Raw genomic sequence first — 12,691 nt, 5'->3', positions numbered from 1 at the left:
CATCGAGGGCATCGGAAGCATCGGGAAGCGTGCGCGTGAAGGAAAACGTTTGCGGTAGGGGGCACGCAATACGCAACACACGGAGAGCATTCGAAAATGGGCAGCGACGATGGTCGCGCAATCACGGCAGCGGCGGCTATCCGGCGCGGACCTGAATTTCTCCGTGCTACGCAGCCCGCAGCGAACTCGCGTTACGTACTTCGCGCACATCGTTTCTGCCGCTCCTGCCGCTCGTGTCGACGCGTCATGCCGACGTCGCGGTTCAAAGCAGCATCCGCAATCGATGTGCCCACCTCACGATATCGGCAGCGTTGTGCGCATTGAGCTTGCGCATCATGTTCAGACGGTGCGTCTCCACCGTCTTCACGCTGATCGACAGCAGTTGGGCGATGTCGCGATTGCGTTGCCCTTCCGCTGCGAGTTTGAGCACCTGCCGTTCGCGCAGCGTCAGCAGCCGTTCGGGTAAACCTGCTGCGCCGGGCTTCGACGGCAGCGGCTGGCCCGTCGGGTCGTGAACGATGCCGAACACCGCCGGATCGATGAAGCGATCGCCACGCATGACAACGTTCACTGCGTTGATCAACGTCGTCCGTGAACTACTCTTGAGCACAAATGCGCCCGCACCGGCTTCCAGCGATTGCCGCGCGCGTTCGCCGTCGTCGCTCGCCGAATGCACGACGATCCGCAACTCCGGCCAGCGCTGAACGCATTGACGAATGACGTCGACACCGTCCATACCGGGCAGCCCCAGATCAAGCACGATCAAAGCGGGACGGTGCACCACGCAGGCGCGGTAGACGTCCAGCCCATTGACGACCCTCGCCAGCACGCACCATCCGAGTTCGTCCTCGATCAGGCGGCAAAGCCCGTCGGCCAGCAATTCGTGGTCTTCCACAACGATGACACCGGTACTACCCGTCATTCGCAGCTCCTCGACAGTGAGTCATTAGCATTCATGCGGATTTTTGTTCAGTCTCTTTCGACTTCGGGCCAGCAGGCACGAATCTTGTGCCTTCACCTGATCGCCCCCATAGGAAAACGCCGCAAATCTCCAGATGCAGTTGTGACTTCAGGTCTGCGCCGGATGGCGTACGTGACACCGCGCTCGATAATGACGGTCCCTGTTCGCAGTGCCGGGCACCCACCCCAACAGACATCTATGCGTTTGCCATTTGCGCTCTGCGCGCTCGACTGGATTGTTCCGTGCAACGTTCAAGGCGCACGCATCGTGCTCGATATCGACGGCCACCCGGGCTGGACCTGCCCGGCAGCCGGCGGCTACTGTGTGGCAACCGCAGTCGATCCCCCGGCACGTCATTCGTTACACGCACCCGGACGCCCGGACGACCTCGACGACCCGGCACGCTCGCGCTGGCTTGCGCGCAGTTCGCTCGTGCTGGCCGGACAGTCGGCGTTACGCGACGACAGTCTGTGTGTCGCGAACGACGTCGTCTGGTGGGTACACCGATTCGACGCGCACGCCGCGCCGGCGCAAGTCGAAGCGCAGCTCCGTCGCCAACTGCTCGCAGGCGAAATGCTCTCGTCTCAATACGCACCCATGCAGAACACGCCTGCCGCACCTACAGCCCCGTGCGCGACGCACGGCACACATCTGGCCAGCAAGACCGATGACGGCGCACGGCGGTTGCAAGTCGTGCGCCACGGGTGTTCATGCGTTGCCGTCTCGTGTGTCGCGCGTTGCGACTTCTCTTTAGCCTGACGTTGCTGGTCGCCGGGCCGACGATGGCCCCGGCGAGCGCTGCGCTATTGAGCGCATCTGGCACGAAGGGCGACACGACGAGCGATGGGACCTCGCCCGTCTGGCGCGGTGGGCCTTTCGCTTTTCAAAGCGCCGGAACGCCACTTGCGGAGTTGCTACGCGACTTCGGTGCGCATCACGGCATACCGACGGTCGTCAGCGCACAGGTCGACGACCGCTTCATCGGCACGCTCCCGGCAGGTGCCGCACAGACGACACTCGACACACTGGCTGAACGTTATCGGCTTTCGTGGTACTTCAACGGCCAGACGCTCAACATCTATAAGGCCAGCGAGGCCACGCGCCGCGTGTTGCCGCTGCGTTACGCGTCGCCTCGCGACCTCCTCGCGCATCTGCGCGACGCCGGTGTACTCCACCCGCGACACTGCGTGGCACGGGCGATTCCGGCGACACACGCACTCGAAATCGCGGGCGTTCCGGCATGCGTCGAGACGGTTTCCATGCTGGCCGATTACGTCGAACGAGACGCGCGCGATCAACAGGAGAGCGAGGAGACCATCAAGATATTTCCCCTGAAATTCGCGACGGCGGACGACACAAGGTACTTTTATCGCGGGCAGGAAGTAGTCGTTCCGGGCGTAGTCAGCGTACTGAAGGATCTGATTCAGGGGACAGGGCCACTGGTCGCCACACCCTCACCTACGAACACGACCGGTGCGGTCCCACGTTCCCTCACGTCGACCGACGTCGGCTTCGCCGCCGCAACGCAGACCGGAACACCGCGTTTTTCCGCCGACCCGCGTCGCAATGCCGTCATCGTGCGAGAGCGCCGTCGCAACATTCCCATCTACGGCGATCTCATCGCGCAACTCGACGTGCGCCCTCGGCTGATCGACATCTCGGTCGCCATCATCGATGTGAATGCCAGCGATATTGCCGAGCTTGGCGTCGACATCTCCGGGAGCGCACGGCTCGGCGGCTTCGGCGCCGTCTCGTTCAATGGGCCTTCCAGCGACGGCGACGCGGGAACCTTCACCACGCTGGTCGGCGACACGAACAAGTTCATGCTCAATCTGAGTGCCCTCGAGCGAAACTCCAAAGCGCGCGTGCTATCGCGTCCGTCGATCGTCACCCTGGACAACATGCAGGCGGTGCTGGATCGCAGCGTGACCTTCTACACGAAGGTCTCCGGCGAAAAGGTGGCGAAGCTGGAGAGTGTGACGTCGGGCTCGCTTCTGCGCGTCACGCCCCGCCTCGTGCCGGGCGATCCGACGGGCAGCGCGGTCGACGGGAGTTCCGGACATGAGGGCATCAGCGGTGAGCAAGTGATGCTCACCCTGAACATCGAAGACGGCGGTGAAGTTCGCAGCGACCGTAATTTGCGGAATGAGGTGCCAACCATACGCAACTCGTCGATTTCCACTCACGCAACGCTTCAGGCCGGGCAGTCATTACTACTCGGCGGATTCGTGCAAGACGCGCAACACGAACACGAACGCAAGATCCCGTTGCTCGGCGACCTGCCGCTCATCGGGCGTCTGTTCAGTTCCACGAGCAATCGCAATGACAGCGTCATGCGTTTGTTTCTCATCAAGGCCGAGCCTGCGGCCGTTTCGCCGAGCGCCTGACGATGCCAAGGCTAACGCTCCTAGACGGCCCCCTCGCCGGGCGTCCCATGCCACTTCCGGCCGGACCGCTCACCATCGGCAGCGGCGAGGCCGACATTGCGATGACGCTCGACGACGAGGCGAACGTCACCCTGCACGTCGAAGAGGACCGAGTACGATTGATCTCGCACACCCCCGTGTGGGTGGATGGCATGCCGGTCACGGCGACCGGCGACGCGCCCGACGACCGCCCACTTCCCCTGCACACCGTGATCGATCTTGCGGGCCTCGGCGTGTGGCTCAGCGACGACACCCAACCGTTGCCCACGCCACTACCGAAGCGTCCCGTGCGCCGTCTCCCACCGTCTGTGACGGCGAATACTGCGGACGTTCCGGACGCGACCGCGTCAGTGGGCTCGCGCAGACAACGTCGCTCGCCTGCCGCCTGGCTGGCAATCTCGGGCTTGTCGATGCTGATTGCCGGTGCAGGTGTCGCCATGTGGCGCACAGGCACCGCCAACGTCATCTCTCGTCCTCCGCAACCCGATGCGCTCCGGGCACTGGCCACCCGCATCGCGCCCAACGTCTCGCTCATTACTGCGGGCGACGCCGTGCGACTGTCAGGCGGTTGTCTCGACGACGACACGCGCGCCCGCCTACGCGCCGAAGCGCGCTGGCTCGGCAAAGCGCTGAGCGACGACACCTGGTGCCCCGCGAATGCCGTACAGATGGTGAGCACGCTGCTGCGGCTGCATGGTTTCGGCACTGCGCATGTCAACGTGGCCGCGGACGGTGCGCTGGTCATCGGTGGCCCACTCGTTGCCGATGCCCGATGGCGCGCTGCGTCCGATGCGCTGGACACACTCGCATTGCCCCACGGATGGCGCGTAGCGAACGGCACCGCCCATAGTTTCGATCAGTTGGTAAAAACACTGCGCGAAGCAGGTCAATTGCGCGGTGTCGACATCTCTCGCGACCGCAACGGGTGGCGGATCACCGGTGCGCTGACTGTCGGACGGCAAGCGTCGCTCAAGCGCCTCACTAACACGTGGAATCGTTCGGCCGACGCGATGCCGCTACGCATCGATCCCCTGCCACCGCCCATTCCCACGCTGGCCGAGACGGGCTTCTCCGCGCCGCTGGTGAGCATCGGCGGGTCTCCGCGTGCACCGCAGCTTACGCTTGCCGACGGCACTCGCCTTGCACAGGGCGTTCGCCTGCCTGGCGGCACGCGCATCGTTGCCATTCATGCCGACGGCGTGTCGATCAGCGCCTACGACCGTCTCTTTTACCTTCCCCTGACACCCACGACCCCGGAGACCCAACATGACGATCCGTCTGACACGCCTTGAAGATGCGCTTGCGGATTCCCCCGGCCCGGTGTCGCGCAATGTCGGGGCGACACTCGTTGCTGCGCGGGCAACGCTCGAAGGATCGCTTCGCACGCCACTTTCCCCTGCACAACACGCACAGGCGCAATCACTGATGCAAGCGGTTCAGGCGGCCGAGGCGATTCTCGAAAGCATCTCACGTCGCTACAGCACATCGTATGGAAAATAGGTCACCGCCGATGACGGCCACGGTGATCGCCGCAGCCAACACGCGCAGCCTACGCGATGACGCAGGTCGAGATGGACGATATCGCGGTATCGCGGCAGCGACGTGCTCATAAGCGACAACGCGGTTCGCGCCACCAAAGTTTTCGTCGACCTAACGTGGGAACCTTCGCCATCGCCCCCCGGTCGCGTGGCACGCATTTCCGATCCTGCGAATGATGTGTGACGTTGACACGGGGCGCGTCACCGATGCCATCCCACCCTCCACGCTCACTACCTCGCCCATCATGCCCAGTTACGATTTAGCGCAAACTCTCGTCGAAGCCCTGAAGCTGATCGGCTACGACCCCAGCAAGATCGACGCCGTCGACAATCATTCGCCCATCGAGCTGACGTTCAACGCTTCGCCGAGCATCATCGTGGAAACGCTGGACAATCAGGTGTGCAGCATTCATGCCGTCGTGGCAACGGACGAAGCCGCCCGGCTACATCGAGCCAACAGCGAGCGGTTGCTTCAGTTTTTGATCGAGCCCGCCGAGTGGGCCGTCACCGGGCATGTTCAGTTGCGCGAACGCGACAACCGGTTGATTCTTCACGCGCAAGTCAAAGACGAAGCCGCCGCAGAAGCGGAGCCGTTCGCCCAGGCGCTCACCGATTTCTATGACCGCATCAAGCTCTGCCGCGAGCATCTGCGCGCCTGACGGACGGCATTGATACATCCGTCGTCGCCGCGCTTGACCGTCTATCCCGCTTCGGCGCATGCCTCATGCGCCGCCGTCATGCCCCCCCGCATTGCTCGTGCCGGATCACGACGGATCACACCGCTTCCCTGCAGCCAGGGTTGCCCGACGCACGCGCGTCGCACGCGGTCGTGCAGCATGCGACGACACGTTCTGTGACGGATGCCCGCTCAGACTTCAGCGGTTCGTCACATCGGCTTCGTGCGCAATCTCCGTTCTCCAGACACTCAGCGCTTCTTCGAGCGTTTCGCGCTGCGTCTCGTCCCGAAAACATCCGTCATGCGCCGACTTGACGAGTTGGGATAGCCCTCGTGCGAACGCGTATCGGACGTCGACTGTCGTCAGGCCCAGGTACGCAGCGCGTTGCGTCAGCCATTCGGCGCCGACCCAGGGCTGATCGAGTAACGTCAGTGTCTCCGCGATCATGGTATCGGTCGCAAACGCACGGCTTCCCGCGTCGCGCATCGCGTGCGCGACGCATTCGCACATCGACTCCAAAGTGAGAAACAGCACTACGCGCCGGAGATCGTCTACAACGGACGACAACCGCTGGGTATCGGCGTCGGCTTGCTGCGCGCCCAACTCCAGACCGAGCGCCTGCATGAGTGCACGAAGTCGCTCGCGTCGATGCGAGAAGCGACGGCACTCGTCGAACCAGTGGGTAAGCGAGCGTTGCGTTCCCTTCGATTGACGAAACAGCGATTTGAGCTGCTGCATCAGCGCCCGGCCAGGCGACTTGCCGTCCCCACATTCGAGTGCCGCGAATGCCTCGATGGCCCAGGTATCAGACGCCGTCAAGGCGTCGAGCGTGCGCCGCAGTCGCGTGCGCGTTTTCGCATCGAGTCCGTTGTCGGCCAACCACGCAGCGACAACCAGTGCAGCGTGCCCGCCGGACATCTGCGCCTGGCGGATCAGTTGATGAGGATCGGGGACAAACGGCAAATCGCGCAGTTGACTGCGCAGCCGTTCGAACTGCGCACCATTCACACGTGCGAATCGTTGCATCTGCTGTTCGAACAACGCGCGCGCGCGTTGCTTGTCGTCGCGGACATCTCGCTCGCCCGTACGCCGAAAACGAACGCCCAGTGCGAAGCTCAGGTTTTCCTGCGACTCGGAGAAAGCTGCCTCCTCGTTCTGCGCGATGGTCGCTTCGATCAGCGCCACATGGCCCGGCACATCCGCCGGCGTTGCGCGAGACGACAGACTGTCAGCTTCGAGCGCCTGCCATTCGTCCGTCAATATGCGCTCGAGCGCCTTGTTTTCCTGCGGCGTCCGAACGCTCGGATTGGCCGACGTGGGGAGACGCTCAACCATAAGCGACCTCCAGATTCGGCACGGCGCGCAAACGTTCGATGACTGCCGCCAGATCCGCATCGAGATCCAGACACACGGTGACCCACTCGCTCTCGATGCGCGCCTGACAGCCGGAGAGCGAGGCATCGGGGGTACACGCGAGCACGATGTCGGCATCGCGCAATGCGCCCTCGACAGCCGCGTGATGCGCCGTCGGCACACGCAGGACGAGGACACCTTCGCGTACGAGATCCGGCAGCGCTTGCCCAACACGATGCGCGAAGCGCTCGCCGACATCGAGTTTGCCGACGAAATTGGACAACGCGCCCGTCATCGCATCGGCAATCCTGCGCTCCAGCGACCGCACGATCTCACGCTCCATCGACGCCTCGTCGACAAGCCAGTCCACGGCCTGTTCGACGGCCGCTTGCCGTGCGGTTTCCGCCTGTGTCGCCGCCTCCTGGCTGGCACGCGCCTGCGCCGCTGCCTCCCACGCATTGCGCTGCACCTCCGCGTCGTTTCGCGCCCGCTCGCGCTCCACTTGCGCAGCGTCACGCTCGGCACGCGCCTCGTTCATCCAACGTGCACGCTGACCTGCCTCGTCACGCAAGCTGACGATGGCCTCGGCGGAAATCACCGGCCCCGCCGGGGCGCGGCCGTCAATCGTTTCGATGGGGGTCAATGCGTAGTCGATGACATACATAGCTTTTTCTCCAGCGCCGCGAGTCGCGGCCAGATATCGTCCATGACCGTATCGCCGCCCGCCGTCGCCGCTGTCATCCCCGTCGGTGGGAGCAATATCCGGGCAGCCATGTGGACGGTGGCGACGTCGTCGATCATCGCGTCGAGGCCGTCTGACGCGCCCGAAGTGCCTGGCGATATGTGAGCGGCGCAGACGGCGTCAAGCTGCGCACCGGTCGTCGCCATCGCAGCCGTCGCAATCTCGTCCGCCTCAAACGCACGGGGCGACGGCCAGTCGTGCCGCGTCAGCAGCAGACGGTCACATTGCCACGCGTCCAGCCACGGCGAGAGCGCGCGACGAAATGTGCCGAGCAGCAGATAGTCGGGACAGCCCAGCACACGCAAACCGTGGGCCAACGCGACGCGGCGCAGATTCGGTATCAGATGCACCATCGCCAGTGCCGCCTGGCTCCGAGCAAGCGTGCAATCGTCTCGTCCGGTCACCGGCCATCCGCGTCGTTCGACCAACAGCCGGTCCACAGGTGGACGACACGCCGCATGTCTGCGGTAAGGGGTACGCCATCCCGACATTCCGAACGTGTTCCACCATCCGGCATCCATATGCAATCCCGGTTGCCAGATCAGACGCGCGAGCCGGGCGCGCGCCATCACGTCGATCTCGCTACGCGCTGGCGTAACCGCACGACCCATGCGCCCCGTCGACGCCACGCCATCGCCCCGGCCGCCGCAAGCACCATCGCTGCCGCCACTAACATTCCCCACCCCAGCCAAGGACGCCAAGGCGTCTCGCCGCCCGCGTTCGCCGTCACTGCGGCCGCCTCGATGGCCGCCCGAGGCAATCGATAGTCCGCCGGTTGCAGCACGATGCTGATGCGCTCCGGCGATACTCCCGGCACGCTGTCGTGCACCAGACTGCGAATGTCGGTCATGCGTTGCGTCATGTTGATTTCGGGGCTGTACTTCACGAAGACGGCCACGCCCGGCGGCAAGGTGGTACGTCCGGCCGAGTCCGTCGGCACCTGCGCAATAGACACTTCCGCCACCATCACGCCGTCGAGCGCCGCCAGCATGCGCTCCAGCCGTTGCTCCTTGAGAAAGATGAGTTTCGCCTGCTCCTGCACTGGCGAACTGACGAGTTGCCCCGGTGGAAACACGTCCTCGACCGATGCCCGCTTCTGACGCGGCAGCCCATGCTGACGGAGCACTTCGACGCCACGCACGAAATCGCTGCGTTCGATCCGAACGGTCATGCCCGTGGTGTCCGCACGCTTGTCAGCCTGAAGTCCGGAGACCAGCAGCAGCGCCAGCATCTGATTCGCTTCGGTCTCGCTCAGTGCGCGATGCAATTCGACCTTGCATCCGACGAGCATCAGCAAAAGCAAGCCGACGAGAAGGATCCGTACCGATGCGACACCTGCAACGGTCGGCACGGCACCGTTCACAACACGGCCGTAACGCGTCATTGCATGTGGACCAGCTTGTTGACGCCCTGCGTCGTGGCGCCAGCCGCTTTCGCGACAAACTCCAGCGCCAGCACGCGTTCGGTGATGTCGAGCTGCGTGTCGAGCAGGCGCGCCGGATCCTCCAAAGCCCGTTCGTCCAACGTCACGCGTTGTGTCAGATATTCGGTGTCGCCAGCTAATTTGCTCGCCGCGCTCAGCAAGTGATGCTCGGGCAACGGCGCAGCGTTCGCCAGCGCGAGATTAAATCGCGCGGCGTCGGCCTGCTCTGTGGCAGGAAATCCGGCAGGGAATGCGGCAGACGGTTTCATCGACGCATCGACGGTCGACGTTTGCCCAACCGCCGCAGAAAGCGCAGGTGATGAGAGTGTGGTCATGGCAAAGGGAGAACTTCGGGAGAGGAGGAAACGGCGGGCGGGGATGATGCGGGTGAGGACACCGTCGCGTCGAGCCAGTGCTGCAACACGCGCGCGGCGCTGGCGTCCACCGCGTCCGCCTCGCCGCCGTCGGTCAGACGCGCAAGGCAGGTGCGCGCTTGCACCGTGTCGCCCAGCGCGATGAGCAATGCGGCATGCAGACACTGACGCACCTCAACTTGGGGCACGAGCGACGGTAACGCTTGCAGAATCGTCCGCGCCTGCGTCTTCAGGCCGTGTTGCGCCCCGACCAGCGCCAGCTCGACGATGTACTGCCGGACCGAGGCGTCAAGCCACGCCGCCGCGCCCTCATGGGAGATAGACGACGGCGCTGTCATGCGATCTTGGCGATGATGCCCATCAACGTATCCTTGATGAGCTTGATGACCGCACTGTGCAAGCCCACGCCCGTTGCGAACTGCTGCAACTTGAACTGGGCGTCGAGCATCTCACGGGGATCGTTGACTTTGTCCGTGCGCACGGCCTGCGTCGCTTCGTCGGACATTCGCTGCACACCTCCCGACATGCTGCGGTGGATTTCCTCGACGTTCATAGCACGCCTGCATCGGTCACTGCGCCGTGTCCAGCAACGAGATCGGCGCGCATGGCAGCATAGGCGTCCGCGAGCGGCATCTCGACACGACGGCCACCGCGCTGTGGTGGCGTCCCCAGACGAATCTCCGTCGGCGCGCAATCGAAGCGCTTGCGGAACGTATCGGTGAAATGCGCGTGATTGGTGAAGCCGCATTCCAGCGCAATGTCGAGCACCTTGTGACGGGTCGAGAGCAGCAGATCGCGCGCGAGTCGCAGTCGGCGTTCGAGCAACCATTGTTTGGCGGGCATGCCATACGTCTGCTGAAACAGATACCGGAATTTCCTCAACGGCATTCCGAACTCTTCGGCAAGACGCGCCACCGGCCAGGGTCGATGGAAATTCGCTTCGACGAAGTCGAACAGTGAGTGACTGCCTGCAATCGTCTGGCGCAACATCGCGGAAAAGTAGCGCTGATCGCGGCACAGGCAGTAGACGTAAAAGAAGCGCAGCATCGCCATGCGGTCGACGTTCTGCAACGTCATCGCCACATCGACCATGCTGGGTTCGAGGATCAGTGTGCGCGCTGCTTGCCGGTGGAACACGCCGAGCGGGCGACGGTCGAGTAGATCGACGACGTCCGGATAGAGCGCCTGTAAATCGCAGGCATGAAAATCGTGAGCCACCACTGGCCCTGGGGCTTCGATCGTCGCGTCCGAACTGGTCGCGGTCATGCTGCCCGCAGGCAGCGTGTGCACCAGACCGTTCACAATGAGTTTGACGTTGTGGCGGCTGATCAGAAATCGCACCGTACTCATAGGCTCCTCCTCTGACGACAATCCGTCGGCGGGATGACAAAGTCGAAGGCCACACGATAGGCGAGTGCGCGCGCGAGCATCATCCGGTGGAGACCCTAATGTGAGTCGCCACGCCCGGCACTTTTGGCTTTTGGGAAGAAAACTTTCGAGAAGCATAAAAAAACCCGACGCCACCCCGCGTCGGGTTTGTTTCACAGCGACCGCTTCGGATCGCTTTGGCGCGATATCGTCAGGCCACGGCCGTCGGCGAAAAACTGTCGGCGCGCGCCATCGGCCAATACTTCTCGTAGAGCTGATAGCGGAACTGACCGCGCAGCAAATCGCCCGGCTCCAGATACTTCAGCGATTCGGACATGAGACGGATCTCATTGGACGACACACGTTTGACGATGTGATGTGCGCGCAGATCCGACGGATGCGCCAACCCTGCGGCCTGAATCAGTTCCTGCAACGCGTGCAGCGTCTGCGCGTGGAACTGATGCACACGCTGCGCCTTGTCCGGCACCACGAGCGCCCGTTGACGCAACGTATCCTGCGTGGCCACACCGGTAGGACAGCGGTCCGTGTGGCACTTCTGCGACTGAATGCAGCCGATAGCGAACATGAAGCCGCGCGCCGAATTGCACCAGTCTGCGCCAATGGCGAGCGTGCGCGCAATGTCGAACGCCGTCACGATCTTGCCCGACGCGCCAATGCGGATCTTGTCGCGCAATCCCGCGCCCACGAGCGTGTTGTGTACCAGCAGCAGCCCTTCCTGCAGCGGTGCGCCCACGTGGTCGGTGAACTCCAGCGGCGCAGCGCCGGTGCCGCCTTCGGAGCCGTCCACCACGATGAAGTCGGGGAGGATGCCGCTCTCGAGCATCGCCTTCACGATGCCGAAGAATTCCCACGGATGGCCGATGCAAAGCTTGAAACCCGTCGGTTTTCCGCCCGAGAGCGTGCGCAGCCGGTCGACGAATTGCAGCAGACCCAACGGTGTCGAAAACTCGCTGTGGCGCGACGGCGAGATGCAGTCTCGCCCCATCGGTACGCCGCGCGTTGCGGAGATCTCCGGCGTGATCTTCGCGGCCGGCAACACACCGCCGTGACCCGGCTTCGCCCCTTGCGAGAGCTTCACCTCGATCATCTTCACCTGCGGCGTGGTGGCCTGCGCGGTGAACTTCTCGGCGTTGAACGTGCCATCGTCGTTGCGGCACCCGAAGTACCCCGACGCCACTTCCCAGATCAGGTCCCCGCCCTGTTCGCGGTGATGCGGCGAGATCGATCCTTCGCCGGTGTCGTGGATGAAGTTGCCGAGCTTGGCCCCGCGATTGAGCGCGCGGATGGCGTTGGCGGACAACGCACCGAAGCTCATCGCCGAGACGTTGAAGATCGAGGCCGAATACGGCTGCGCGCGATCCGCACCGATGGTGATACGAAAGTCGTGGTCCTTCAGGACGGTCGGCGCGAGCGAGTGGGCGATCCACTCGTAGCCGGTCGCCTTGACGTCCAGTTCCGTGCCGAACGGACGGCTGTCGACATCCCCCTTGGCGCGCTGATACACGATGCTGCGTTGTGCGCGCGAAAACGGTGTCTCGGAGGTGTCGTCTTCCACGAAGTACTGACGGATTTCCGGCCGGATGAACTCGAACAGAAACCGGAAGTGTCCCCACAGCGGGTAGTTGCGCAGTACGGCGTGCCTCTGCTGAACGATGTCCCAGACCCCGAGGGCGACCAACGCGGCAAACGGTATGGGCCAAAGCGGATTCCATCCGTCGACGAGCGCCAGCACGAGCGTTGCAACGAGCAACGCCACGGCGATCCAGAGAGCCAGAAATCGGCGCGAAAACATGAAACCTCCTAGGCTT

The 12,691-nt window shown here is 63.6% G+C and carries 15 protein-coding genes; 5 read left to right on the top strand and 10 right to left on the bottom strand.

Features of this window, described 5'->3' with window-relative positions; all coding sequences use genetic code 11:
* Positions 1-262: 262 nt before the first annotated feature.
* Positions 263-922, bottom strand: a complete 660-nt coding sequence (locus tag MB84_RS04515) for a LuxR C-terminal-related transcriptional regulator (protein WP_046290916.1) — start codon at positions 920-922, stop codon at positions 263-265.
* A gap of 237 nt (positions 923-1,159) precedes the next feature.
* On the opposite strand from MB84_RS04515, the gene MB84_RS04510 reads away from it, so the two are divergent.
* The 5 genes from MB84_RS04510 (at position 1,160) to MB84_RS04490 (ending at position 5,584) form a co-directional block, all read left to right on the top strand.
* Positions 1,160-1,720: a hypothetical protein gene (locus tag MB84_RS04510; RefSeq protein WP_046290915.1), complete on the top strand. Its 561-nt coding sequence runs from the start codon at positions 1,160-1,162 to the stop codon at positions 1,718-1,720.
* A complete protein-coding gene (locus MB84_RS04505; protein WP_211279343.1) occupies positions 1,699-3,348 on the top strand; it encodes an EscC/YscC/HrcC family type III secretion system outer membrane ring protein in 1,650 nt (549 codons plus the stop codon). Before MB84_RS04510 ends, MB84_RS04505 begins: the two co-directional genes overlap by 22 nt.
* 47 nt (positions 3,349-3,395) lie before the next feature.
* Positions 3,396-4,679 (top strand): type III secretion system inner membrane ring subunit SctD, encoded by a 1,284-nt coding sequence (sctD, locus tag MB84_RS04500; RefSeq protein WP_046290914.1) that lies wholly within the window; start codon positions 3,396-3,398, stop codon positions 4,677-4,679.
* A complete protein-coding gene (locus MB84_RS04495) occupies positions 4,654-4,887 on the top strand; it encodes an EscE/YscE/SsaE family type III secretion system needle protein co-chaperone (RefSeq protein ID WP_046290913.1) in 234 nt (77 codons plus the stop codon). Before sctD ends, MB84_RS04495 begins: the two co-directional genes overlap by 26 nt.
* Positions 4,888-5,098: 211 nt before the next feature.
* Positions 5,099-5,584 carry an InvB/SpaK family type III secretion system chaperone gene (locus MB84_RS04490; RefSeq protein WP_046290912.1) on the top strand — a complete coding sequence of 162 codons (486 nt, stop codon included), beginning with the start codon at positions 5,099-5,101 and terminating at the stop codon, positions 5,582-5,584.
* Between the two features lie 216 nt (positions 5,585-5,800).
* Here MB84_RS04490 and MB84_RS04485 read toward each other — a convergent pair whose 3' ends face one another.
* From MB84_RS04485 to MB84_RS04445, 9 genes are all read right to left on the bottom strand, one after another.
* Positions 5,801-6,937 carry a TyeA family type III secretion system gatekeeper subunit gene (locus MB84_RS04485; protein ID WP_046290911.1) on the bottom strand — a complete coding sequence of 379 codons (1,137 nt, stop codon included), beginning with the start codon at positions 6,935-6,937 and terminating at the stop codon, positions 5,801-5,803.
* A complete protein-coding gene (locus tag MB84_RS30470; protein ID WP_046290910.1) occupies positions 6,930-7,619 on the bottom strand; it encodes a hypothetical protein in 690 nt (229 codons plus the stop codon). Before MB84_RS30470 ends, MB84_RS04485 begins: the two co-directional genes overlap by 8 nt.
* Positions 7,595-8,308: a type III secretion system domain-containing protein gene (locus MB84_RS04475; protein ID WP_052652942.1), complete on the bottom strand. Its 714-nt coding sequence runs from the start codon at positions 8,306-8,308 to the stop codon at positions 7,595-7,597. Before MB84_RS04475 ends, MB84_RS30470 begins: the two co-directional genes overlap by 25 nt.
* Positions 8,266-9,081, bottom strand: a complete 816-nt coding sequence (sctJ, locus tag MB84_RS04470; protein WP_052652940.1) for a type III secretion system inner membrane ring lipoprotein SctJ — start codon at positions 9,079-9,081, stop codon at positions 8,266-8,268. Before sctJ ends, MB84_RS04475 begins: the two co-directional genes overlap by 43 nt.
* Positions 9,078-9,389, bottom strand: a complete 312-nt coding sequence (sctI, locus tag MB84_RS04465) for a type III secretion system inner rod subunit SctI (protein WP_169834980.1) — start codon at positions 9,387-9,389, stop codon at positions 9,078-9,080. The genes sctJ and sctI overlap by 4 nt, the downstream gene beginning before the upstream one ends.
* Before the next feature lie 62 nt (positions 9,390-9,451).
* Positions 9,452-9,832 (bottom strand): DUF1039 domain-containing protein, encoded by a 381-nt coding sequence (locus MB84_RS04460; protein WP_052652938.1) that lies wholly within the window; start codon positions 9,830-9,832, stop codon positions 9,452-9,454.
* Positions 9,829-10,047, bottom strand: coding sequence for a type III secretion system needle filament subunit SctF (gene sctF, locus MB84_RS04455; RefSeq protein WP_046290908.1), 219 nt, complete (start codon positions 10,045-10,047; stop codon positions 9,829-9,831). Before sctF ends, MB84_RS04460 begins: the two co-directional genes overlap by 4 nt.
* Positions 10,044-10,844, bottom strand: a complete 801-nt coding sequence (locus MB84_RS04450; RefSeq protein ID WP_052652936.1) for a helix-turn-helix transcriptional regulator — start codon at positions 10,842-10,844, stop codon at positions 10,044-10,046. Before MB84_RS04450 ends, sctF begins: the two co-directional genes overlap by 4 nt.
* 229 nt (positions 10,845-11,073) lie before the next feature.
* A complete protein-coding gene (locus tag MB84_RS04445) occupies positions 11,074-12,675 on the bottom strand; it encodes an FMN-binding glutamate synthase family protein (protein WP_046290907.1) in 1,602 nt (533 codons plus the stop codon).
* Between the last annotated feature and the right edge of the window lie 16 nt (positions 12,676-12,691).

Source organism: Pandoraea oxalativorans (assembly GCF_000972785.3).
Classification (GTDB): domain Bacteria; phylum Pseudomonadota; class Gammaproteobacteria; order Burkholderiales; family Burkholderiaceae; genus Pandoraea; species Pandoraea oxalativorans.
The sequence above is the reverse complement of the archived record's forward strand: the minus strand, read 5'-3'. Positions and strand labels throughout refer to the sequence as shown.